The sequence below is a fragment of the Bradyrhizobium sp. ISRA436 genome (genome assembly GCF_029910015.1).
Taxonomy (GTDB): domain Bacteria; phylum Pseudomonadota; class Alphaproteobacteria; order Rhizobiales; family Xanthobacteraceae; genus Bradyrhizobium.
Window position 1 is genome coordinate 2273733 of the sequence record NZ_CP094519.1, and the last position, 24984, is coordinate 2298716.

Annotated in this window: 16 protein-coding genes; 14 read left to right on the plus strand and 2 right to left on the minus strand. The window is 65.8% G+C overall.

Annotated features, from left to right (window positions below; genetic code table 11):
* Positions 1-374: 374 nt before the first annotated feature.
* From MTX23_RS10765 to MTX23_RS10785, 5 genes are all read left to right on the plus strand, one after another.
* Complete coding sequence (locus tag MTX23_RS10765; protein WP_280976605.1) at positions 375-1220, plus strand: CmcJ/NvfI family oxidoreductase; 846 nt, start codon at positions 375-377, stop codon at positions 1218-1220.
* 251 nt (positions 1221-1471) lie between these two features.
* On the plus strand, positions 1472-2731 hold the full coding sequence (locus MTX23_RS10770) for an MFS transporter (protein WP_280976607.1): 1260 nt from the start codon (positions 1472-1474) through the stop codon (positions 2729-2731).
* A 29-nt stretch (positions 2732-2760) separates the two neighbouring features.
* Complete coding sequence (locus MTX23_RS10775; RefSeq protein WP_280976608.1) at positions 2761-4419, plus strand: hydantoinase B/oxoprolinase family protein; 1659 nt, start codon at positions 2761-2763, stop codon at positions 4417-4419.
* A 6-nt stretch (positions 4420-4425) separates the two neighbouring features.
* Positions 4426-6465, plus strand: coding sequence for a hydantoinase/oxoprolinase family protein (locus tag MTX23_RS10780; protein WP_280976609.1), 2040 nt, complete (start codon positions 4426-4428; stop codon positions 6463-6465).
* Between the two features lie 138 nt (positions 6466-6603).
* Complete coding sequence (locus MTX23_RS10785) at positions 6604-7812, plus strand: ABC transporter substrate-binding protein (protein WP_280976610.1); 1209 nt, start codon at positions 6604-6606, stop codon at positions 7810-7812.
* A gap of 155 nt (positions 7813-7967) precedes the next feature.
* Here MTX23_RS10785 and MTX23_RS10790 read toward each other — a convergent pair whose 3' ends face one another.
* Complete coding sequence (locus MTX23_RS10790) at positions 7968-9182, minus strand: mandelate racemase/muconate lactonizing enzyme family protein (protein ID WP_280976611.1); 1215 nt, start codon at positions 9180-9182, stop codon at positions 7968-7970.
* Positions 9183-9479: 297 nt separating this feature from the next.
* On the opposite strand from MTX23_RS10790, the gene MTX23_RS10795 reads away from it, so the two are divergent.
* From MTX23_RS10795 to MTX23_RS10825, 7 genes are read left to right on the plus strand one after another with little or no spacing between them, the layout of a single operon-like run.
* Entirely contained in the window at positions 9480-11912 is a 2433-nt protein-coding gene (locus tag MTX23_RS10795) for a CoA transferase (RefSeq protein WP_280976612.1), read from the plus strand.
* Positions 11912-12988 (plus strand): ABC transporter ATP-binding protein, encoded by a 1077-nt coding sequence (locus MTX23_RS10800; protein ID WP_280976613.1) that lies wholly within the window; start codon positions 11912-11914, stop codon positions 12986-12988. Before MTX23_RS10795 ends, MTX23_RS10800 begins: the two co-directional genes overlap by 1 nt.
* A complete protein-coding gene (locus tag MTX23_RS10805; protein ID WP_280976614.1) occupies positions 12985-13989 on the plus strand; it encodes an ABC transporter ATP-binding protein in 1005 nt (334 codons plus the stop codon). The genes MTX23_RS10800 and MTX23_RS10805 overlap by 4 nt, the downstream gene beginning before the upstream one ends.
* 18 nt (positions 13990-14007) lie before the next feature.
* Positions 14008-15555 carry an ABC transporter substrate-binding protein gene (locus MTX23_RS10810; RefSeq protein ID WP_280976615.1) on the plus strand — a complete coding sequence of 516 codons (1548 nt, stop codon included), beginning with the start codon at positions 14008-14010 and terminating at the stop codon, positions 15553-15555.
* A gap of 5 nt (positions 15556-15560) precedes the next feature.
* A complete protein-coding gene (locus MTX23_RS10815; protein ID WP_280976616.1) occupies positions 15561-16517 on the plus strand; it encodes an ABC transporter permease in 957 nt (318 codons plus the stop codon).
* Positions 16514-17398, plus strand: a complete 885-nt coding sequence (locus MTX23_RS10820) for an ABC transporter permease (protein ID WP_280976617.1) — start codon at positions 16514-16516, stop codon at positions 17396-17398. The genes MTX23_RS10815 and MTX23_RS10820 overlap by 4 nt, the downstream gene beginning before the upstream one ends.
* A gap of 17 nt (positions 17399-17415) precedes the next feature.
* Positions 17416-20718, plus strand: a complete 3303-nt coding sequence (locus tag MTX23_RS10825; protein WP_280976618.1) for a carboxyl transferase domain-containing protein — start codon at positions 17416-17418, stop codon at positions 20716-20718.
* A 155-nt stretch (positions 20719-20873) separates the two neighbouring features.
* Here MTX23_RS10825 and MTX23_RS10830 read toward each other — a convergent pair whose 3' ends face one another.
* Positions 20874-22511 carry an NAD(P)/FAD-dependent oxidoreductase gene (locus MTX23_RS10830; RefSeq protein ID WP_280976619.1) on the minus strand — a complete coding sequence of 546 codons (1638 nt, stop codon included), beginning with the start codon at positions 22509-22511 and terminating at the stop codon, positions 20874-20876.
* A 346-nt stretch (positions 22512-22857) separates the two neighbouring features.
* On the opposite strand from MTX23_RS10830, the gene MTX23_RS10835 reads away from it, so the two are divergent.
* Both MTX23_RS10835 and MTX23_RS10840 read left to right on the plus strand, forming a co-directional pair.
* On the plus strand, positions 22858-24456 hold the full coding sequence (locus MTX23_RS10835) for a GMC family oxidoreductase (protein WP_280976620.1): 1599 nt from the start codon (positions 22858-22860) through the stop codon (positions 24454-24456).
* 7 nt (positions 24457-24463) lie between these two features.
* Positions 24464-24913: a hypothetical protein gene (locus tag MTX23_RS10840; protein WP_280976621.1), complete on the plus strand. Its 450-nt coding sequence runs from the start codon at positions 24464-24466 to the stop codon at positions 24911-24913.
* Positions 24914-24984: the final 71 nt, after the last annotated feature.

Consider the following 24984-nt stretch of genomic DNA (forward strand, 5'->3'; position numbering starts at 1 on the left):
TCCTTGTTGTCTCCGTGGGCATGATCCCGGATAGCACCGTATCAAGCCGAAACCAGCGCCAACAAGGTCTCACGGGCCGGATGAACCGTGACGATCAGCGCAAGGCAAGGGGAGGTGAAGGTGAGCCGCGGGTTCAGGTTCTCGCTCGTGGGGTGAAGTGAAGCCGCGAACAACACGCTTCAAGGCGACGTGCCGCTAAGCCAACGAAACCGTGATCCCAGGAATATCCGTTCGTCCGGCGTCAGGCGCCGACAAGGATTTTCCCTATGCCTCACAGTTCGGAATAGCAACGTTGCTATTTTCGCCGCGGCCTTGCCGGTCCTCCTCGCAACGCCAAAATCAAACAAACGAACAATCGAGTCCGGGAGATCACCATGGGCCTTCAACAAACTCAGATCGAGTCGCTGCCGTTCGTGACCGCTGAACTCAACTATCTCGCGCCGACGCCGGGCAAGCCGCGGACCTACGCCTTCGATCCGCCGCCCGGCGAACCAAAATCCACCGCGCTGCCTGAGCCCCACAACGTCCCGATCTTCGACGGACGCCTGATCGCCAACAGTTTCTCGCTCGACCGTGAGGGATTTGCGCTGGTCAAGCATCCGACCGTCGTCAAGAACTTCTACGACGACAACGAGGTCCGCAACGTCTACTACCCCGCCGTCGAGGCGTTCCTGAAGGCGACGCTGAAGGCGGACCGTGTCCTCATCTTCGACCACACCGTGCGCAAGCGCGTGGAGGGCGCAGCCGATGTCCGCGGCGCCGGACCCCGTCAGCCCGCGACCCGCGTCCACGTCGACCAGACCGCCGTGTCCGGCCGCAACCGCGTGTTCGAACACCTGCCCAACGAGGCCGAAGAACTGGTGAAGGGCCGCGTGCAGGTGATCAATCTGTGGCGTCCGATCCGCGGACCGTTGCGCGATTCACCGCTCGCGATGGCTGACGGCACGACGGTTGCGCCCGAGGATCTCGTCGCCTCCGACCTGATCTATCCGAACCGCAGCGGCGAAACTTACTCGGTCAAGTACAATCCGAACCACCGCTGGTTCTACATCCCCGAGATGACGCCGAATGAGGCGATCCTGCTCAAATGCTACGACTCGGCGACCGACGGCCGCACCCGCTTTGGGCCGCACACCGCGTTCGTCGATCCGACCACGCCGGCCGACGCGCCGCCGCGCGAGAGCATCGAGCTGCGGACGTTGGTGTTCCACAAGCAGTAACCAGGTGGAAGGTGCACTCCCTCTCCCGCTTGCGGGGGAGGGCTGGGGTGGGGGCTCACCGCGAGTGACAATCCCGTAATGGAGGCAGCCCCCACCCGGATATCATCTGGCGAGGCGATCCGACCTCCTCCGCAAGCGGGAGAGGCGAGGTGCGCCCGATAGGCTGAACTGAAGTCACTGTGCCTCGAAGGTTGGCACCCGCTGCCCAATAATGTTACGCCCTCCCCAGACGTTTGGGGATTGGACGAATCGTGGACGGCGCGGCGGCAACGGAAGAGGCGGGGATCGGTTTCCGCGCACTGGTTCTTGCACTTCTGGCATTGGCCTCGGGCCATATGCTGTCGACCCTGCTGCGGACGATTCCGGGGATCAGCCTCGACCTGATGGCGTCCGATTTCGGCAGCTCGCCGCAGGTGCTGGCGAGCCTTACCTCGATCTATCATTTTTCCTTTGCGGCCTCGCAGGTTCCGGTCGGTGCCGCCATGGACCGCTTCGGCGTACGTCCAGTGTCGATCAGCCTTCTGATCGGAACGATCGTCGGCGCGCTGGTGTCGGCACTTGCCGTCGGGCCATCAACGTTTGTGCTCGGGCAGCTGCTGCTCGGCGTCGCCACCTCGGGCATGCTGATGTGCCCGATGACGCTTGCGGCCAAGCAGATGTCGGCGGCGAAGTTCGGACTGTGGTCGGGGCTGATCCTCTCGATCGGCAACACCGGCATGCTGCTGTCGTCGAGTCCGCTTGCCTTCGTCGTCGACCAGTTCGGCTGGCGGGCCGGATTCTTTGGTTCGGCCGGTCTCGGCATCGCCGCGCTGATCGCGGTCTTCGCGCTGGTGCCGCAGCAGCCCGCCGCGCATGCCGACGATTCCTCGCCGCTGTATCAGATGGCCGAGGTGTTGCGGCTCGGCGTCTCGCGCGGCTTGCGCGGAGTGATCGCGTTGTCGCTGGTCTCGCTCGGCGTCGTGCTGGCCCTGCGTGCGCTGTGGGGCGGACCGTGGCTGATGGATGTGAAGGGCCTGAGCCGCATCGAGGCCGGCAATGTGCTCGGCCTGTTCACGCTGGCAATGACGGTCGGGCCGATTTGTATCGGCGTGTTCGATCGCAAGTTTGGGCACCGCCGCGCCGTGGTCGGCGCCAGCCATGCGCTGGCAGCGCTGCTGTTCGTACTGATGGCCGCGGGCGCCCCGCATTTTCCGATCTCGAACCTGTTCGGCGTCGCCGCGATGCCGTCGGAATATGACTTGGTGCTGCTGATCCTGATCGGCTTTGTCACCTCGGCGCAGCCGCTGCTCTACGGCATGACGCGGCAGCTCGTCGATCCCCAGAACACCGGCAAGGCACTGTCGGCCGTCAACCTCGCCTTCTTCCTTGGAGCTGCGCTGATGCAGTCGAGCACCGCCGGCGTCGCGGCGCTGTACGGACTGCCCGCGATGCTCCTGTACATGGCAGCCGCGCTGCTCATCGGGACCGTGCTGTTTTGGGTCTATACCTCGGCGACGGTGGCGATAAGATAGCGGTTCGTTCCACCGCCTTCGGAAGTCACGTGACCGCGCCCGCCAAGATCGATCCGATCACCCGCTCCGTCGTTCAGCATCGCCTGTCTTCGATCGTGAGGGAAATGGGCGAAGCCATGCTTCGCACCTCCTATTCGCAGATCCTCAATTCCAGCCGTGATTTCTCGCTGGCGATCTGCGACACGCGTGGCCGGTTGATCGCGCAGGCTGACCACATCCCGGTCCATGTCGGCGCCTTGCCCTGGGCAACGCTGGCGGTCGAGGAGCGGTTCAAGGATGTCGCACCGGGCGACGTCATCCTGCTCAACGATCCCTATCAGGGCGGCAGCCATCTGCCCGATCTCACCGCCTTCGTGCCGGTGTTCGACGGCGGCAAGCGGCTGCTCTGGACCATCGTGCGCGCCCATCAAAGCGATATCGGCGGTGCCACCCATGGCGCCTACAATCCCGGCGCGACAGAGATCTACCAGGAAGGCATCCGCATTCCGCCGATCAAGCTCTATGAAGCTGGCAAGCCGCGCGAGGATCTGCTCGACCTGCTGGCGCTGAACATCCGCAATCGCAGAGAATTCCGTGGCGATCTCGCCGCGATGCTGGGTGCCGCGCATCTCGGCGAGCGCCGGGTGTCGAAGCTGTTCAGCGAGTTCGGTGCCGAGGTTGTCGAGGCCGCGATCGAGGCGATCCTCGATGCCACCGAGCAGCAGACCCGCGCCGTCGTCGCGAGCTGGAAGGACGGCGTGTTCTACGGCGAAGCTTTCCTGGACGACGACGGCCACGGCCGCACTGACATCAAGATCGCGGCCAAGGTGACGAAAAAGGGCAGCGATATCGAGGTCGATCTCACCGGCTCCGATCCGCAGTCGACCAGCTTTGTCAATTCGTCGCACGCCAATATGCAGGCCGCGGTCGCGATGGCCTTTGCCTATCTGATCGATGCCGACATCCCAAAGAACACCGGCGCGCTGCGGCCGCTGAAGGTGGTGGCCAGGCAGGGCACCATCGTCTGGGCCGATCCCGGCCGTCCCGTCACGCTGTGCACCAGCCATCCTTCGAACGAGATCGTCGAGGCTATCATCAAGGCGATGTCGGCATCCTGTCCGGACCGTGTGATGGGCGGCTGGGGCCGCCGCTTCCGCATCGCGATCCAGGGCGAGGATCCGCGCAACGGACGAAACTTCATCTGGCACATGTTTCAGGCGCGGCCCGGCGGCGGGGCCTCGATCGGCGGCGACGGCTATTCGTCGATCGGCGAATGGCACACTGTCGGAGGCTTGAAGTTCGGCAGCATCGAGGTCGCCGAGGTGCGCTTCCCCCTGCATTTCCGCCGGCACGAGTTCCGCCCGGATTCCGGCGGCGACGGCAAGCATCGCGGCGGTCTCGGCGTCGCTCTGGACATGGTGCTGGAGACGCAAAGGCCCGCCAAGGGCAACACCGCCGGCGACGGCGCGCGCCACGGCCCCTGCGGCATGCTCGGCGGCAAGGACGGCGAGCCGCATTACTATCGCCTGTTGTCGGAGGGCCGCGCGCCGCGCGTGCTGAAGACAAAGGAGGTCGGCATCGAGCTGCGCCCCGGCGACTGCCTTGAGGTCCGCTCCTCCGGCGGCGGCGGCTGGGGGCCGCCCGAGCAGCGATCGGCGGAGGCGCGTGCGCGCGACGCAGCCCAGGGTCTGGTTTCGAAAGCGGTGTAGGCGAGCATGTTCACGATCGGAATAGACATCGGCGGCACCTACACCGACCTGGTTGCCACTGATGAAACCGGACGCACCGTTTTCGCGAAGTCGCCATCCACGCCGGCCGACCAGTCGATCGGCGTCATGGCGGGGCTGGAAGAGCTCGCGCGACGGCTCGGCGTGACGCGCGCGGCGATGCTGGCGGAGACCGATCGCCTCGTGCACGGCACGACGGTTGCGACCAATGCGCTGCTGGAGCGCAAGGGCGCCAAGGTCGCGCTGCTCACCACCGAGGGCCATCGCGACGTCGTCGAGATGCGCGAAGGTCTGAAGCCCGACCGCTACGACCTGCGCACGCCGCCGCCCGAGCCGCTGGTGCCGCGCGAGCGCCGCTTCGGCGTGCGCGAGCGGCTGAAGGCGGACGGCAGCGCCGTAATCCCGCTGAATGCTGCCGCGCTCGACGATGCGATCGCCGAGGTGAAGCGGTCGGGCGCGACCTCGGTCGCGGTGTGCTTCCTGCACGCCTATCTTAATCCGGTGCATGAGCTCGCCGCGGTCGAACGTCTGGCGCGCGAACTGCCTGATATCACCGTGTCGCGCTCGAGCGACGTGCTGCCGCAGATCAAGGAATATGAGCGCGTTTCGACCACGATCGTGAACGCCTATGTCGAACCGACGGTGCGGCGCTATCTCACCAATCTGGAGCAACGCCTGCATGAAGCGGGCTTCAAGGGCTCGCTGTTCGTCGTGCTGTCGCATGGCGGCATGGCGCCGGTGGAGGAGGCCTCGCGCCTCGCCGCAGGCACGGTGCTGTCGGGGCCGGCCGGCGGCATCTCCGGCAGCCGCCGCTGCGCTGATATGCTCGGCATTCCCGATTTCGTGCCGTTCGACATGGGCGGCACCTCGACCGACATCTCGCTGATATCAGATGGCCAGGCCTCGCTCTCCGCCGACGGCATGCTCGCCGGCCAGCGCATTGCGCTGCGCAGCCTCGACATCGCCAGCATCGCCGCCGGCGGCGGCTCGATCGCGAGCGTCGACGGCAGCCGCACGCTGCGCGTGGGGCCGGAGAGCGCAGGCTCGGTGCCGGGCCCGGCCTGTTACGGCAATGGTGGCATCGCCGCCACCGTCACCGACGCCAATGTCGTGCTCGGTTATCTCGATGCCGCCGCCTTCATGGGCGGGGCGCGGCCGCTCGATCGCGCAGCCGCAGAGGCCGCAGTCGATCGTATCGCGCAAGCGCTCGAGCTCTCGCGGCTCGAGGCGGCGGCCGGCATCTACAAGATGATCAATTTGAAGATGGCCGACGGCATCCGTCTGATGACGCTGCGTCGCGGCGTCGATCCGCGGAAATTCGCATTGCTGAGCTTCGGCGGCGCGGCCGGTATGCATGCCGCGGAGGTAGCGCGCGAGCTCGAGATCAAACGCATCATCGTGCCGACGGTCGCTTCCGTTCTCTCCGCCTGGGGCATGCTGACCAGCGACCTCCGCTACGAGGTCAGCCGCACGCATTACGGCACGGGCCGGATTTCCGCGGACGAGGTGCGCGCGTTGTTCGCCGGGCTGGAGGCGGAGGCCGCAGGTCGCCTGCGTTCCTGGTTCAAGGGCGATATCGCGATCGAGCGCTCGGCGGAGATGCGCTATGGCGAGCAGGTGTTCGAGATCGACGTGCCGCTCGGCGACCTCGATCTCGGTGCTGCCGACCTGGTCGCGCAGATCGAGGATCGCTTCCATCGCCGCCACGAGGAACTCTACACCTACGCCTCGCGCGGTCAGGAGGTGGTGTTCGTCAACGCGCGCGTCGCCGCCGTCGGCAAGGTCGCGCCAGCGGGCGGCGATGTCGGCCGGGTGACGTCAACCGCGCCGTGCGCGCCGCGTGGCAAGCGGCAGGCCTGGTTCGGCGCCTGGCGCGAGGTGCCGGTCTATGCGCTTGACGATCTCAAGCCTGGCCAGTCGCTCATGGGGCCGGCGATCATCGAGGCCGAGACCACGACGGTTTTGGTCGACACTGACGATCGCGTGGTGGTCAATGCGCTCGGCTGGCTCGACATAACGTTGCGCTGAGCGGAACTCCGCCATCAACATTTCATTTTTCCGCCGTTGCCTAGGGCGATAAGCTTGGCTCGCTCGGGAGGAGCGCCGGTCGCGTTGCCGGCGTTTGTGGCGATGTTGATACAAACAAGAACACAGACCGCCTTTTCGATGTCCCTTGTCCTGGCGGCAGCGCTGGTCTCCGCCACGCCGTCACGCGCACAGCAGGCACCGGCGACCGCCGCCGACAACGACATCCGCATCGGCAACATCATGCCCTACACAGGGCCGCTTGCGGCGTTCGCCACCATCGGGCGGGCGGAAGCGGCCTATTTCGACATGATCAACGAGCATGGTGGCATCAACGGGCGCAAGATCAGGTTCATCTCGGTCGATGACAGCTCCAATCCGAAGACCGCGATGGAGCAGACCCGCGATCTCGTCGAGAAGCAGAACGTGCTTTTGATGTTCGGCTCGTTCGGCACGCCGGACAATCTGGCGACGCGGACCTATCTCAACGAGAAGAAGGTCCCGCAGCTCTTCGTCGCCTCGGGCGACGAGGCATGGGCGCATCCCAGAACTTATCCGTGGACCATGGGCTGGCAGCCGACCTTCCGCGCCGAGGGGCGGATCTATGCCAATTACATCCAGGCGTCCTATCCCGATCGCAAGATCGCCGTGCTCTGGCAGAACGACCAGTTCGGCCGCGACCTGTTCAAGGGATTGCAGGAGGGGCTCGGCGACACCGCGGGCATGATCGTCGCGGACCTTGCCTTCGACGCGTCGGAGACCAGGATCGAGAACCAGCTCGGAATATTGAAGGCCTCCGGCGCCGACATCCTGGTGTTCGACGGCGCGCCGGCGATCGCCGCGCGTGCGATCCGCAGCGCCGCGGATCTCGACTGGCACCCGGTGTTCATCCTCGACAATGCGTCGGCCTCGATCGCCAGCGCGTTGCGGCCGGCGGGCCTGCAGAATTCACTCGGCGTGATCTCGACGTCGTTCCTGAAGGACGCCAGCGATGCCTCCTGGAAGGAGGATCCGCAGATCAAGGCGTGGTTCGCTTTCATGGACAAGTATTTCCCCGACGGCGACAAGGACGATCTCTATGCCGTGTTCGGCTACGCCGCGGCGGACACGCTGCTCCAGGTCCTGCGCCAATGCGGCGACGACCTGTCGCGCGAGAACATCATGCGGCAGGCGGCGTCGCTGCGGAACTACCACACCCCGGTCGCGTTGCCGGGCATCGTCATTAACACCGGCCCGCAGGATTTCCGCCCGATCAAGCAGATGCGGCTGGTGCAGTTCGACGGCAACGCCTGGCAGCCGATCGGCGACGTGATCGACAGCGCATTCGCGACCGTGCGGGATGATAATTGAGGCACGGTGATTGAGGATTGCGTCGTCCCGGCGAAGGCCGGGACCCATTACCCCAACTCTCAGTTGTTGCACGCCGCTGGGGCAATAGTCCCGTTCACATCACGCAGCGGTGGCTATGGGTCCCGGCTTTCGCCGGGACGACGGTGTGGAGAGACCTACTTCTTCAGCCCGTAGTTCAACAACCCGCCCTTGTTCTTCGGCGGATGGGCGCGCAGGCCTTCCTCGTTTGGCTCAGTACCCCAGCCTGGGCGATCCGGAATCACGAGATGGCCGTCGACGAACTCGGGCACATGGGTGAACATCTCGTGGTCCCAGGCGAGGCGGTCGATGTCGGTCTCCATGATCCGCAAGTTCGGCACTGCCGCGCAGAAATGCGCGTTCATCATGGTGCAGAGGTGGCCGTAGAAATTATGCGGCGCGACGTTGACCTCGAAATGCTCGGCGGCATTGGCGATCTTCATCGACTGCCAGACGCCGTTCCAGGGCGTGTCGATGATCGCGACATCCATCGCCTGTTCGGTGAAATAGGGCAGGAACTCGCGCAGGCCCAGCAGCGTCTCGCATGACGAGATCGGATGCGGGCTCTGGCGGCGGATATAGCCCAGCGCCTGCGGGTTGAAGGTGTCGATCTCCACCCAGAACATGTCCATCTTCTCGATGGCGCGCAGGATCTTCAGATAGCCTTCGGTCTTGGCGTTGAAGTTGAGGTCGAGCAGCAGATCGACGTCCGGCCCCGCGCCGTCGCGGATCGCTTCCAGATGCATGCAGAGATTGCGCAGCACGGTGCGGTCGACATTGATCTCGGGCTCGAACGGCGAACCGAAGCCGGGCCGCCAGCCCTGGGGCTTGCCGTCGGTGTAGACGAAGATGTTGGTCTTCATCGCCGAGAATTTCTTCTCGCGCACCTCGCGGCCGATCGCCTTCACGCCGTCGAGATCAGTGATCGCCGGCTTGTACCAGTCGGGATGATTGATGCGCCACGTCGCGCAATGCGACCAGTAGACTCGTACGCGGTCGCGGATCTTGCCGCCGAGCAGGTCGTAGCAGGGCACGCCGAGCGCCTTGGCCTTGACGTCGAGCAGCGCGTTCTCGATCGCGCCCAGCGCCAGCGCGACCACGCCGCCGGCGGCCGGACGCGTCGCGGCAAACAGCTCGGCATAGATCCGCTCATGCTGGAACGCGTTCCTGCCGACCACCCGCGCCGACAGCCGCTCGATTGCCGCCGTCACGCCGGGCGCGCCAAAGCCCTCGTCATATTCGCTCCAGCCGACCAGCCCGTCCTGGGTCGTCACCTTGACGAAGTGATAATTCCGCCAGCCGGCATCGCAGGCGAGCGTTTCGACGCTTTTGACTGTTGTTGCTTTGGTCATGGTTTCCTGCCCGGTGTGTTTCTCTCTCGAGGAGTAGAATAGCGGATCGAGCAATGCGTCAATCGCACGGCAGCACCCCGCCAACGCAGATTTGCCTCGCGCACAGCCGAGGAATTGTCGAGCGACGGTCGCATGACGCTGCGCGTGCCGCTAAGTGCCGTCGCCATTGATGAATTCCGTCGAGCGGAAGAAAAAATTCCGCTTGCATCATCGCGCTGGCGCGGCTTCAAGTTCAGACAACAAGAAACTGAATCAGCCGCTGTCATCGGCTGGTCATTTTGCTCGCGGGGAAGCGTGATGGGCGCGTTGTCGCATCTGCGGATTGTCGAGATTGGAAGCGCGGCTGCGACAAGCTATTGCGCGCGGCTGTTCGCCGACTTCGGGGCCGACGTGCAGAAGGTCGAACCGCCGCAGGGCGATCCACTTCGCCGCACCGCGCCGCTGACGCGGAGCGGGCAGAGCGCGTGGTTCGCGTTTCTGAACTTCAACAAAGCGAGCGTCGTGCTCGACAGGAGCGATGCGCATGCTGCGTCGCGGTTGAACGAGCTGATCGGAGCTTGCGACATCTTGCTCGATGGGCGCGGCCTCGATGCGGCGGATTGTCCCGATATCGATCTCGACGCGATCAAGCGGAACAATCCCGGCCTGATCCATCTCGACCTCTCCTGGTTCGGCGATCGCGGTCCGTATGCCAAGTTCGCCGCGACCGACGCCACGATCCGCGCGCTGTCCGGCCTGGTGAAGCTGGTCGGCCCGGAAGCAGGACCGCCAATGCACGCGCCGGATTTCCAGACCGGTATCCTCGGCGGGCTCTGGGGTTTCATCGCCGCCAGCTCGTCGGTGATTGGGCGCATGCAGGACGGGCGCGGCCGCTCTAGCCATCTGAGCCTGTTCGAGGCCAGCATCGCCGTCACCGAATACATCATGTTCGAGGCGTTCTCGCGCGGCGACATCATGCGGCGGATCGGCGTCAACCGCTTCTGGCCCACCTTTCCGGTCGGCATCTACGAGACGAAGCAGGGCTGGCTCGGCGTCACCACGGTGACACCGGCGCAGTGGCGCAGCTTCTGCGAGATGCTCGATCTCACCGACCTGCGTGACGATCCGACGCTGTTCCTCGGCGTCGACCGGCTGCAACATGTCGCCGAGATCGAGGGCAAAATATTGCCGAGGCTCAAACAGCGGACCGCGCAGGAATGGTTCGCCGAGTGCCTCAAGCGCAAGATCCCGATCGTGCCGGTGCCTGAGATCTCGGATCTCATCGCCGATAAGGAGAAGCGCGCTCGCGGCGCCATCGTGCCGATCACTGTCGGCGATGAGGCCGGCTTCAGCGCCGGCACGATGCAGCGGCTGATGGGCACGCCGCCGCTTCGCGGTGGCCGGGTTCCCAGCATCGGCGAGCAGCAGGCAAAACGCGAGACGGCACCGCGCGCAGCGGCACCAAAGCCAGTTGCGGCCAATCGCCTGCCGCTCGAAGGCATCCGCGTCGTCGATTTCTCGATGGGCTGGGCCGGCCCGATCTGCACCCGCACGCTCGCCGATCTCGGCGCTGACGTCATCAAGATCGAGGCGATCCAGTATCCGGACTGGTGGCGCGGCGTCGATCGCCGCCCGGCTTACGTGCTGGAGCAGATGTACGAGAAGTCGGTGCGCTACTGCATCATGAACCGCAACAAGCGCGGCATCACGCTCGATCTGACCCGGCCGAAGGGGCTGGGGCTGGCCAAGCGGCTGCTCGCCGATGCCGACCTCGTGGTCGACAATTATTCGGTCGAGGTGCTGCCGAAGCTCGGTCTCGGCTACGACGTGCTGAGCAAGATGAATCCAAAGCTCGTGATGATGTCGATGTCGGCGTTCGGCGCCGGCAGTGTTTATCGCGATTGCCGCGCCTATGGCTCGACGCTGGAGCAGGGCTCCGGCCTGCCGAGCGTGGTCGGCGATGCCGGCGGGCCGCCGGTGATGAGCCACACCGCGTTCGGCGATGCCGTCGGCGGTCTCAACGGCTGCGCCGCGGTATTGACCGCGATGATCCATGCCAGGCTGACGGGGCAGGGGCAGTTCATCGATCTCGCCCAGATCGAATGCATGATGCCGTTCGCGGCGCCCTGGATCGTTGCGCATTCGATCGACGGCACGCCGCCGGTCAAATACGGCAATCGCCATCCGGATTTCGTGCCGCATGGCTGCTTCCGTTGCGCGGGCGAGGATAACTGGATCGTGGTCGCGGTGTCTGATGATGCGATGTGGCGCAGGCTCGCGCGGCTGCTCGGTCGCGAGGACTGGGCCGCCGATGCAAGGTTCAAGACGGCCGCAGGCCGCCGCGCCATCGAGGCTGAGATCGAGGCTGCGATCACGGCCTGGACCTCCGCGCGCAATCCAGATGCTGCGATGGCCGCGCTGCAGGCGGCCGGTGTCGCCTCAGGCGTCGCGCGGCTGCCGATCGATCTCCTGAAGGACCCGCAGCTCCATGCCCGCGGCTTCATCCAGGAGGTCGACCGTGCCTTTATCGGCAAGCATCCGCAGCCGTCGATGCCGTTCCGCGAGGGCGCCGAACCCTTTGCGATCCGCTCGGTGCCGCCGACGCTCGGCGAGCATAACCGCGAGATCCTCGGGGGCATGCTCGGCCTCAGCGATGCCGAGCTTGAAGAGCTTGCGCGGGAGGGCATCATCGGCACCGAGATGCTGATGGAGGAGCAACTGGTGAAAGAGAAGAAGCGGGCGGCGGGTTGATGCAGGCAGGCCAGCCGGCAGAGCGCAAGGCGGAGGGTGCGCGCGATCGTGCGCGGCCGCTGATGTCCGTGCGTGGGCTTGGCATCCGCTTCAAGACCTCGCAGGGCATCTGGCAGGCGACGCGCAAGATCGATTTCGACATTGCGCCGGGCGAGCGGGTCGGCATCGTCGGCGAGAGCGGCTGCGGCAAGACCATCACCGGGCTGTCGATCCTGCGGCTGCTGCCGGGCAATTTCGCCGGCCTCGACGGCAGGATCATCTTCGACGGCATCGATCTCGCCAGCTGCAGCGCGCGGCAGATGCGCGACATCAGAGGCAAGCGCATCGCGATGATCTTCCAGGAGCCGATGAGCGCGCTCGATCCGGTCTTCACCGTCGGTCATCAGATCGCGGAGACGCTGCGCGTCCACACCAATATCGGATACGAGGAGGCGCGCGCCAAGACGCTGGAGATGCTCCGCCGCGTCGGCATCGCTTCGCCCGAGCGGCGCATCGACGATTATCCGCACCAGCTCTCCGGCGGCATGCGCCAGCGCGTGATGATCGCAGCCGCGCTGATCTGCGGGCCGCAACTCCTGATCGCGGACGAGCCGACCACCGCGCTCGACGTCACGGTGCAGGCGCAGATCCTCGAACTCTTGCGCGACATCAGCGAGACCTCGCGCACCGCGCTGATGCTGATCACCCACGATCTCGGCGTCGTCGCCGAGACCTGCACGCGGATGATCACGATGTATGCCGGCGAGGTGATCGAGGACGCGTCCGTCGACGAGGCGCTGGTGCGGCCGCTGCATCCCTATACGTCGGGCTTGTTGCGCTCGCTGCCGCATCTGAGCCCGCGCCACGGCCGGCTGCCGTCGATCCCGGGCCGCGTGCCGTCGATCGCTGACATGCCGAACGGTTGCCGCTTCCGCGCCCGCTGCGCGCATGCGACCAGGGGCTGCGAGACCGAACAGAAGCTGCAGGATGCCGGCGGCGGCCGCAAAGTGCGCTGCTGGCGCTTTGCCGAGCTCAATCTGCCCGGCGCGCTGCATCCGCCCGAGACATCCGTCGCAGCCAGGGTCGCGACGCAATGACCGCAGCCTCGGCCGAGCCCAGCCGCGACCCCATCGTCTCGGTGCGCGACCTCGAGGTGCGCTTCCAGACCACGGACCGCCGCGCCACCTTGAAGGCGGTCGATGGCGTCAATTTCGACGTCCGCCGCGGCGAGACGTTCGGCATCATCGGCGAGTCCGGATCAGGCAAGACCACGATCGGCCGCACGCTGGTGTTCCTCTTGAAGCCCAGTGCCGGCGCCATCCTGCATGACGGCATCGATCCGCTCGCGCTGCCGCGCAAGCAGTTCCAGAGCCACCGCCGCGACTACCAGATCATCTTCCAGGATCCCAATGCCGCGTTGAACCCGCGGATGACGATTCTCGCCTCGGTGCTGGAGCCACTGGAGCTTGCGCGCGTCGGCGCTAGTGCCGAGCGCGAGCGGCAGGCGCGGGAGGCGCTGGAGCGCGTCGGTCTGCCGGCCGAGATCGGCGAGCGCTATCCGCACCAGCTCTCCGGCGGCCAGAAGCAGCGCGTGGTGATCGCCCGCGCGCTGACTTTGAAGCCCAAGCTGATCGTATGCGACGAAGTGGTGGCGGCGCTCGACATGTCGATCCGCGGCGACGTGCTCAACCTGTTCGCCGATTTGCAGCGCGACCTCGGCCTGACCTACGTCTTCATCACCCACGATCTCGCCGTGGTCTCGCACATCAGCGAACGCGTCGCGGTGATGTATCTCGGCCAGTTCGTCGAGCTCGGCCCGACCGAGGCGGTGTCCGAGCGGCCGCTGCATCCCTATACGCAGGCGCTGCTGTCAGCCGAGCCGCGGCCGTTGCCGTCGTCGCTGCGGCAGGAGACGCGGACCGTGCTGCAGGGCGAGGTCCCGAGCCCGATCGATCCGCCGACCGGCTGCCGCTTCCGCACCCGCTGCCCGCACGCGCAGCCGCTCTGCGCGGAACATGCGCCGGAGTGGCGCGAGCTGAAGCCCGATCACTGGGTGGCGTGCCATTTCGCCGACCGCCCGAATTTTTCGCCGAACTAGACCACCGGAGGACCTGCCATGACAATGACAACACGACGCGAGGCCATTGCGCTGATCTCGAGCGCGCTCGCGAGCGCAAGTCTCGGCGGTCCGGCCTTCGCGCAAGGCGCGGCGAAGAAGGGCGGCACCTTGCGCATCTCCGCGCCGGCCAATCCGTCGAGCCTCGATCCCGCAACCGGCGGCGCCGGCTCCGATCACGCCTTCCTGTTCACGATGTACGATACGCTGGTTGAATGGGAGTTCGAGACGCTGAAGCCGAGGCCGGGATTGGCCGAGAGCTGGAAGTTCACCGATCCGACCACGCTCGTGCTCAATATCCGTTCCGGCGTCACCTTCCATGATGGCACGCCGCTCGATGCGGAGGCTGTGAAATTCAACCTCGACCGCAACAAGAGCGATCCGAAGTCCAATATCAAGGCCGACCTGCTGTCGGTGGCCTCGGTCGAGGTGACCGGACCGCAGCAGGTGACGCTGAAGCTGAACGCGCCGGATACTGCGCTGCCCGGCATCCTGTCCGATCGCGCCGGCATGATGGTATCGCCGACGGCGCTGAAGGCGGCCGAAGGCGGGGTCGTCACGCGCAAGCCGGTCGGCGCGGGCGCTTATGCGTTCGTGAGCTGGGCCGACGGCGAGAAGATCGTGGTCAAGCGCAACGAGAAATACTGGAAGCCGAACCGGCCTTATCCCGACGGCATCGAGTTTTCGATCATCCCCGAGCTCACCACCGGCGCGCGTTCGGTCACGGCGGGCCAGAACGATCTGATCTACCAGCTCCCGCCGCGACAGAAGGCGATCATCGAGCGCGCCTCCAGCGTCAAGGTCGTGCACGGCCCGACGCTCTACGTGTTCCAGATCTTTCTGAACTGGGCCAAGCCGCCGTTCGACAACGTCAAGGTCCGTCAGGCGCTCAATTTCGCTGTTGACCGCGAATCCTTCGTCAAGGCTGCGCTCGCCGGTCTTGCCGAGCCGGCCTACATGAACCTGCCGAAGTCGCATTGGGCCTATGACGCCGAGGTTGCGAAGCTCTATCCCTATGATCCCGCCAAGGCGCGCAAGCTGCTCGCGGAGGCCGGATTCAAGGAGGGCACGCAGATCGAGATCGGCGGCTATTCCGACCAGGATTCGGTGCAGCGCGAGGAAATTCTGATCGAGCAGCTCCGCAAGGCCGGCATGAACGTCCGCTTCGTCAACGCGCCGATCGCGGAAGCCTCGGCGGCCTTCTTCGGCCCGGAGAAGAAGGGCTCCGGCCTGCTTGCCGCGTGGACCGGGCGCCCCGATCCGAGCCTGACCTATTCACTGATGTTCACCAAGGACGCCTATTACAATGGCGGCCGCGCGCCGGTGCCGCCGGAGCTCGATGCCGCGATCAGGGAGTCGCGGGCGTCGGAGGACATCGATGTCAGGCGCAAGGCTTTCGCCACCGTGCAGCGCCTGGTGATGGAGAACGCCTTCGTGGTGCCGCTGGCGTTCCAGTTCGAGCTTGTCGCGATGAACAAGAAGGTGCAGGGCTACAAGCCCAACCTATTGGGCAAGCCGAAATACGACGACGTCTGGCTCGAGAGCTGAGAACAATGGCGCGACGGTCACCGGTCAAGGTCATCGGGGGCCGCCTGGTGCAGGCGCTGCCCGTGATCCTGCTCGCGACCTTCATGGTGTTCGCGCTCCTCAAGCTCGTGCCCGGCGACGTTGCCGTGACCTTGGCGGGCGACAATGCCACCGACGCGCGCATTGCCGAGATCAGGGGCATTTACGGCCTCGACCGTCCGTTCCTGGTGCAATATGGCGCCTGGCTCGGCAAGGTCGCGCAGGGCGATCTCTCGCAATCACTGCTGACCGGCGAGAAGGTCGCGACCTCGATCGGGCGCGCCTTCCCGAACACGCTGCTGATCGTCGTGATCGCCATGGTGCTGGCGCTCCTCACCGGCATCCCGATGGGCGTGACCGCCGCGATCAAGCCGAACGGCTGGATCGACAAGCTGGTCAGTCTGATCGCCTCGCTCGGCGTCGCGATTCCCGGCTTCTGGCTCGCCATGATGCTGGTGGCGGAATTCTCGCTGAAGCTGAACTGGCTGCCGGCGACCGGCGCCAAATCCTTCACCGCCTCGCCGATCGAGGCGATCAGGTACGCGCTGCTGCCGGGGATCGCGATCGCGGCCTACGGCATGGCCGAAGTCGCGCGCCAGCTGCGCGGCGCGCTGCTCGAGGTACTGTCGTCGCAATATGTCCGCACGCTGCACGCCAAGGGCCTGTCGATGTCCCGCATCCTCTGGCAGCACGGCTTGAAGAATGTCAGCGTCAACCTGCTCACGATCATCAGCCTGCTGGTGAACCGCATGCTGGCGGCAACTGTCGTGATCGAGGCCGTGTTCGCGATTCCCGGGCTCGGCAGCCTCATTGTGCGTGGCGCGATCCAGCGCGATTTCCCGATCGTGCAGGGCGTCGTCTTCACGATGGTGGTCGTCGTGATCGCGGTGAACCTGATCACCGATCTGCTCTGCGCCGCCATCGATCCGAGGATCGAGCAATGACCGACCTCGCGCTCGCCGAGCTTAAGCCGCCCGCCAAGCCGACCCGGCTGCGCCGCGTCCTGCGCTGGCTCGCCGGCGATGTCCGCGCTGCGCTGTCGATCCTGGTGCTGCTGCTGCTGGTCATCGTGGCGATCGGCGCGCCATGGATCGCGCCTTATGCGCCGACCGCGCAGGACGTCAACAACATGCTGGCGCCGCCGGGCCCGGCGCATTGGCTCGGCACCGACGATCTTGGCCGCGATGTTCTCAGCCGCCTGATCTACGGCGCGCCGGCCACCGTCTACGCCAGCCTGCTCGCGGTCGGCGTCGCGGTTGCGATCGGCCTGCCGGTCGGCCTCGTCGCCGGCTATTTCGGCGGCTGGATCGACGACATCGTCAGCCGCATCATCGACACTTTCCTGTCGTTCCCGGCAATCGTGCTCGCAATCGCGGTCACCGGCGCGCTCGGCATCGGCCTCACCAACGGCATGATCGCGGTCGGCATCACCATGTTCCCGGCGCTGGCGCGCATCGTTCGCGCCCGCACGCTGATCGTGCGGCAGGAGCTCTATGTCGACGCCGCGAAGGGGTTCGGCGCGCCGACCTGGCATGTGCTCTGGCGCCATGTGCTGCCGAACACGCTGCAGCCGGTGATCGTGCAGGTGACGCTCTTGCTCGCCGCCGCGCTGCTGGCGGAGGCCAGCCTCTCCTTCCTCGGCCTCGGCATCCAGCCGCCGGACCCGAGCTGGGGCGCCATGCTGGCGCGCGCCTATCAGTATATGGAAATCGCCCCGGAGCAGATGTACGCGCCGGGCCTTGCCATTCTCGTCGTCTCCCTGGCGTTCAATGCGCTCGGGGAGTCCTTGCGTGTCGTGCTCGATCCGACCATGAAGGATCGTTGACCTCTGGTGGAATAGTCATGTCCTTCAAGAAATTGCTGATTGCCAACCGCGGTGAGATCGCGATCCGTATCGCCCGCGCCGCTGGTGAGAGCGGCCTTGCCACCGTCGCGATCTATCCCGCCGACGATGCGGCCTCGCGGCATGTCCGCGCCGCCGATGAGGCGCGCGAGATCCCCGGCCGCGGCGCGCGGGCCTATCTCGACATCGAGGCGGTGGTTGCGGCCGCCAAGGCGGCCGGCTGCGATGCGCTCCATCCCGGCTATGGCTTCCTCAGCGAGAACACCCAGCTCGCGCGGCGCTGCGCGGAGGAGAAGATCACCTTCGTCGGTCCGTCGCCGGAGGCGCTCGAGCTGTTCGGCGACAAGGCCCAGGCAAAGGCGCTGGCGAAAAAATGCGGCGTGCCGATCATTGCCGGGACCTCGGGCGCGACGACGCTCGACGAGGCCAGGGCATTCTTCACCTCGCTGGGCGCGGGCGCGGCGGTGATGATCAAGGCGATCGCCGGCGGCGGCGGCCGCGGCATGCGCGTGGTCGACGACGCGGCCAAGCTCGACGAAGCCTATGCGCGCTGCCAATCGGAGGCCAAGGCTGCGTTCGGCAGCGGCGACGTCTATGTCGAGCGGCTGATCCGGAAAGCCCGCCATATCGAGGTGCAGATCATCGGCGATCGCCACGGCACGATCAGCCATCTCTGGGAGCGCGAATGCACCATCCAGCGCCGCAACCAGAAGCTCATCGAGGTGGCGCCGAGCCCGTCTCTGAGCGAGGTCTTGCGTGCGCGCATCATCGAGGCGGCGAAGCAGCTCGCGGCAGCGGCGCGCTACGACAACCTCGGCACCTTCGAATTCCTCGTGGATGACGACGCCGGTGAAGGCGAGGGCGCCTTTGCCTTCATCGAGGCCAATCCGCGGCTCCAGGTCGAGCATACCGTCACCGAAGAGGTGCTGGGCATTGATCTGGTGCGCTCGCAGCTCGCGGTGGCGGCCGGCGCGACGCTGGCTTCCCTCGGGCTCGCGCAAGCTGCGGTGCCGCTGCCGCGCGGCTATGCCATGCAGCTCCGCGTCAACATGGAGGTGATGGACGAGAAGGGATTGACCAAGCCGACCGGCGGCACGCTTGCGGTGTTCGACCTGCCGTCCGGCCCCGGCGTCCGCGTCGATACGTTCGGCTATTCCGGCTACAAGACCAGCGCGGCCTTCGACTCGCTGCTGGCAAAGGTCATCGTGCATTCGCCGAGCGAGAGGTGGCCCGACGTCGTGCACAAGGCGGCGCGCGCCTTGCGCGAATTCCGCATCGGCGGCGTCGCCACCAACATCCCGTTCCTCGGCGCGGTGCTGGCGCACCAGAGTTTTGTCCGGAACAAGATCAGCACGAACTTCATCGATACCCATGTCGCGGCGCTCGTCGGCGCGGCCAAGGATCTTGCCGAACCGTTGGTCGAGGTGAATCCGACGGTGGCCGCCACGCCGGCGGCAACTGAGGCCGCACCGGAGGGCTCGCTCCCGGTGCCGGCGCCCTTGCAAGGCACGATCGTTGCGATCGATGTCGCAGAAGGCGATCTCGTCCGTCCGGGCCAGCAGATCGCGGTGCTGGAATCGATGAAGATGGAGCACCTCGTCGCCGCGCCGCAGGGCGGCCGGGTGATGAAGATCGCCGGTGGTCCCGGCGTCACGCTGATGCATGGCGAGCCGATCCTGTTCCTCGAGCCCGCCGAGGTCGATGGCCACCAGACGGAAGAAGAGGCGGCGATCGATCTCGACCACATCCGCCCCGATCTTGCCGAATTGATCGCGCGCAAGGCGATCACGCTGGACGAGAACCGCCCGGCCTCGGTCGAGCGCCGCCGCAAGACCAACCAGCGCACCGCGCGCGAGAACGTCGCGCATCTGGTCGACGAGGGCTCCTTCGTCGAATACGGCTCGCTCGCGATCGCGGCACAACGCCGCCGCCGCAAGGTCGAGGACCTCATCAAGAACACGCCGGCCGACGGCCTGATCGCAGGCGTGGCCACCGTCAATGCCAAGGATTTCGGCCCCGAAGGCGCGCGCTGCATGGTGATCGCCTATGACTACACCGTGCTGGCGGGCACGCAGGGCCACATGAATCACAAGAAGATCGACCGCATGCTCACGCTCACCGAGCAGTGGCGGCTTCCGCTGGTGTTTTATGCCGAAGGTGGCGGCGGCCGTCCCGGCGATACTGATCGGCTCGGCATGACCGGCCTCGACGGCCCGTCCTTTGTGCAATTCGCAAGGCTCTCCGGTCTCGTGCCGGTGGTCGGCATCGTCTCGGGCTACTGCTTCGCCGGCAACGCCGCAATGCTCGGCGTCTGCGACGTCATCATCGCCACCAGGAACGCCTCGATCGGCATGGGCGGGCCTGCGATGATCGAGGGCGGCGGGCTCGGCGTCTATCATCCGGCCGAGGTCGGCCCTGTTACGTTCCAGTCGCCGAACGGCGTGATCGACATCCTGGTCGAGGACGAGGCCGAGGCGACGACGACCGCGCAGAAATATCTGTCCTATTTCCAGGGCGCCGTGAAGGACTGGAAGGCGCCGGACCAGCGGCTGCTGCGCCGCGCGATCCCGGAGAATCGCTTGCGGGTCTACGACATCCGCAACGTGATCGATCTGATCGCCGACGAGGGCTCGGTGCTGGAGATCCGGCGCGATTTCGGCGTCGGCATGATCACGGCCTTCATCCGCATCGAAGGCAAGCCGTTCGGCCTGATCGCCAACAATCCCAAGCATCTCGGCGGCGCGATCGACGCGCCGGCCGGCGACAAGGCGGCGCGCTTCATGCAGCTCTGCGACGCCTTCGACATCCCGATCGTCTCGCTGTGCGACACGCCGGGCTTCATGGTCGGCCCGGAGGCGGAGAAGGCCGCGATCGTGCGTCACGTCGCGCGGATGTTCGTCACCGGCGCGAGCATCACGGTGCCGCTGTTCGGTATCGTGCTGCGCAAGGGTTACGGGCTCGGCGCGCAATCGATGATCGGCGGCGGCTTCCACGCCTCGTTCTTCACGGTGGCCTGGCCGACCGGCGAATTCGGCGGCATGGGGCTGGAAGGCTATGTCCGGCTCGGCTTCCGCAAGGAAATGGAAGCGATCGAGGACCCGGTGGAGCGCGAGAAATATTTCCAGACCAAGGTCGCCGAGCTCTATGCCAACGGCAAGGCGGTTTCTATCGCCTCCGTGCTCGAGATCGATGAGGTGATCGACCCCGCGGACACCCGCCACTGGATCATGGCGGGCCTCCGCTCGGTGCCCAAGCCGGAGCCGCGCACCCACCGCAAGCGCCCATGCATCGATGCGTGGTAGGGGCGCTTCCTCCGGAGCGCTGCGCCATTTCCTCCGTCATTCCGGGGCATGCGAAGCATGAACCCGGAATCCATCGGGCCACGCGTGTTGTAGATGAATGGATTCCGGGTTCTCGCTTTGAGCGCGCCCACGTGCTCGATACTGTTGGAACGAGCTTACCCCAGCCGCAACTCAACATACCCCTTAGCGGCGACCTCGTCGCATCGCGCGCGGTACGCCGGGGCGCTGCCGCTGTAGCGGGCGACGATGCGGGTCTGCTTGCCCTCGACGTTGCGGTTGATCCCGGTCATCCAGGAATCGACCTCGTTGGACAGCAGGCCGACGCCGAGCGCCTTCACATGATCGGTCCAGTCGGCGGTGCCTTCGGGCGTGGCGTCGAGGAAGGTCAGCCCTTTCTCGACCGCGAAGCGGATCAGGCCGGTGACCCAGTCTACGCTGTATTCGATGCTGCGCGGGATGTTGCCGAGCGCGGTGTGTGGGCCCATCAGCATCATAAGGTTGGGGAAACCGTCGATCATCAGGCCAAGATAGGTCTCCGGCCCGTGCTTCCACTTCTTTTTCAACAGCGCACCGCCGGCGCCGCGGATATCGATCCTGTCGAAGCTGCCGGTGATGGCGTCGAAGCCGGTCGCATAGATGATGATGTCGAACGCGTAGTCCTTCTCGCTGGTCCGGATGCCCTCGGGCGTGATGCGCTCGATCGGCGTCTGCTTCAGATCAACGAGCTCGACATTGTCGCGGTTGTAGACTTCGTAATAGAAGGTCTCGAGCGGCAGCCGCCGCGTACCAAAGCCGTGGTTCTTCGGGATCAGCTTCTCTGCCACCGCCTGGTTCTTGACGCGCTCTCGGATCTTCCGCGCCACGAAATCGCTGATCGTCGCATTCGCCTTGCGGTCGATCAGGATGTCATTGAAATTGCCCTGCCAGATGCCGAAGCCGCGCTCGCCATAGAGCTTCTCATAGAACGCCTCGCGCTCCTCGTCGGTGACCTCGAACGCGCCGCGCGGGTCCGGGGTGTGGACGAAGCAGGCAAAGGTCTCCTTGCAGCGCGCGAAGATCTCGGGATAGCCGGCCTTGATCTTCGCCTGGGTCTCGGCATCGATCTTGCCGTTGTGCAGCGGCGCCGCCCAATTGGCGGTGCGCTGGAACACGGTGAGGTGCCCGACCTCGGCGGCGATGGTCTGGATGGTCTGGATGCCGGTCGCGCCGGTGCCGATGACAGCGACGCGCTTGCCGGTGAAATCCACCTTCTGCTTCGGCCAGCGCGCGGTGTGGAAGGATTGGCCCTTGAAACTGTCGCGGCCCTCGATGCGCGGCAGCGTCGGCGTCGACAGCGGCCCGATCGCGGTGATCAGGAAACGGCAGGTATGGCGCGCGCCGCTCTCGAGCGTGATCTGCCAGCTTCGTACGTCGTCCTGATAGATGGCGGCGGTGACGCGGCTCTCGAACTGGATGTCGCGGCGCAGATCGAACTTGTCGGCGACGTAGTTGCAATAGCGCAGCGTCTCCGGCTGGCCGGCGAAATGCTCCGACCATTCCCATTCCTGCAACAGCTCCTTGGAGAAGGAGTAGCCGTAGGAATAGCTCTCGGAATCGAAGCGCGCGCCCGGATAGCGGTTCCAGTACCAGGTGCCGCCGACGCCAGTGCCGGTCTCGAACACGCGGACGCGCAGGCCCATCTCGCGCAGCCGGTAGAGCTGGTACATGCCGGAGAGGCCAGCGCCGATGATGATGACGTCGTAGTCGAGCGCAGCCGTCTGCGACGGGGCGTGATCCTGGCGCGGTGCGGCCACCTGACATTGCTCCCTGACGTGTTGATTGCCGGCAAGGCTAGCCGGTCTTGCCGCGGCCGACAAACCGAGCAGAGCGGGGCAGCCATCGCGATTTGCCGGGTGCGCTGTTCGAGCGCGGCATTCCGTGCGGCGGACAGCACGCCCGGTGCCTTTACTCGACCTTGGGATTTCCTCTATCGTCGCTGCGATTTTATGCACGTCATTCCGGGCCGATGCGAAGCATCGAGCTATGATGTGCTGTGCGCATCGGGGAATCTCGAGAGTTCCCGTTGCGCGATTGCGCATCTGTGGTCTGGTCCTTCGGACCATTCCGGAATGACGAGACAATCAAGAACAAGGAATCCGAATGAACGATCCCGTTGACGTCCTGATCATCGGCGCCGGCGCCTCCGGCGCGGCGGTGGCCTGGAGCCTCGCCGATACCAAGATGCATATCCTCTGCCTCGATCAGGGCGGCTGGATGAACCCGGCGGAATATCCGAGCACCGGACGCGACTGGGAGGCGAAATTCTACGGTGACTGGTCGACCAGCCCGAATATTCGCCGCCGGCCCGAGGACTATCCGATCAACGACGACAACTCCCCGATCAAGGTCGTCAACTTCAACGGCGTCGGCGGTTCGACAGTGATGTACACCGCGCACTGGCCTCGGCTGCATCCCTCCGACTTCAAGGTGAAGACGCTCGACGGCGTCGCCGACGACTGGCCGATCGATTACGACACGCTGACCCCGTTCTTCGAGGAGAACGACCGCATGATGGGTGTCTCGGGCCTGTCAGGCGATCCGCTGTCGCCGTTGAGCCATCCGCCAATGCCGCCGCAGCCGCTCGGGTTGTCCGGTCCGCTGATCGGCAAGGCGATGAACAAGCTCGGCTGGCACTGGTGGCCGTCGGATACCACGGTGGCGACGATGGACTACGAGGGCAGGGCGCGCTGCATCAATCTCGGCCATTGCACGCCGGCGTGCGCGCAGGGTGCCAAGGCGTCGACCGACATCACCTATTGGCCGCATGCGATCCGCGCCGGGGTCGAGCTCAAGACACATTGCCGGGTGCGCGAGATCCTGACCAATGAGCACGGCATGGCCTCGGGCGTCGTGTATTACGACAAGGATGGCGTCGAGCAGTTTCAGCCGGCCGAGGTGGTGATCCTCGCCTGCAATGGCGTCGGCACGCCGCGGCTGCTGCTCAACTCGGCGTCCGGCAAGTTTCCGAACGGCCTCGCCAACTCGTCCGGCCTGGTCGGCAAGAACCTGATGTTCCACCCTTACGCGCAGATCTACGGCTTCGTGAAGGAGCCGACCGATAGCAACCGCGCGCCGCCGACCTGCCTGTGGAGCAAGGAGTTCTACGACACCGATCTGTCGCGCGGCTTCGTCCGCGGCTACGGCATCCAGTTCGGCCGCGGCGCCGGGCCGGTGTTCGAGGCGGTCGCGAGCGAGCAGAAGGGCATCCTGCCATGGGGCGCGGACCACCACCGCGTCTTCCGCAAGCTCAACGGCCATCGTCTCGCGGTCTCGGCGATCTGCGAGGACCTGCCGGAAGAGCACAACCGCGTCACGCTCGATCCCGTATTGAAGGACAGCCATGGCATCCCGGCGCCGAAGATCGACTACACGATCAGCGCGAACAGCCGGAAGATGATGGACCACGCACTGGCACGTGGCCGGGAGATTCTTGAGGTTGCCGGCGCCACCGACATCTGCATCAACGATCCGATCCCGTGGGGCGGCTGGCATTTGCTCGGCACCGCGCGGATGGGCACCGATCCGTCACGCTCTGTCGTCAACGAATGGGGCCGCTCGCACGACGTGAAGAACCTCTTCATCGTCGACGGCAGCATTTTCGTGACCTCGGGCGGCGTCAACCCGACCTCCACCATCCAGGCCCTCGCGCTCTACATCGCCGACCAGATGAAGCAGCGCCTCGCCAACCTGTTCGACTGAGACCGCCATGTCCGATAGCAATGAACTGACTGCAGCCCAGTGCGCCGATCTTCGCACCATCGCCGCGATGATCATTCCCGCCAGCGACGAGTACAAGGTGCCGGGTGCTGACGATCCGGCGATCCAGGCGGACATGCTCAAGACGCTCGGCCGCGACACCGCGCTGGTCGCGCAAGCGCTGGACCATCTGGCGCGGCTCGCCGGCAGGCCGCTCGCCGAGCTCGACAATGCCAGGCGCGACGCCGTGGCGCAGGAGTTTCGGACCAGCGGCGGCGCCGCGGCCGCGACGCTCGTCCGCGTGGTGCTGCAGTGCTACTACCGCGACGATCGCGTGCTGCGCTCGCTCGGCCTCGAGCTCCGCGCGCCATTCCCGAAGGGGCATGTTTTGCCCGAAGGCGACTGGTCGCTGCTCGATCCGGTCAGGGCGCGCGGCGGCACGCTGAGGCGGGCGGACTAGCAGGGCTGACCTGCGCCAGATGTAACCACTTGCGGCGGCGGGAACCGGTCACCATCTGAGGAGACCAAAGG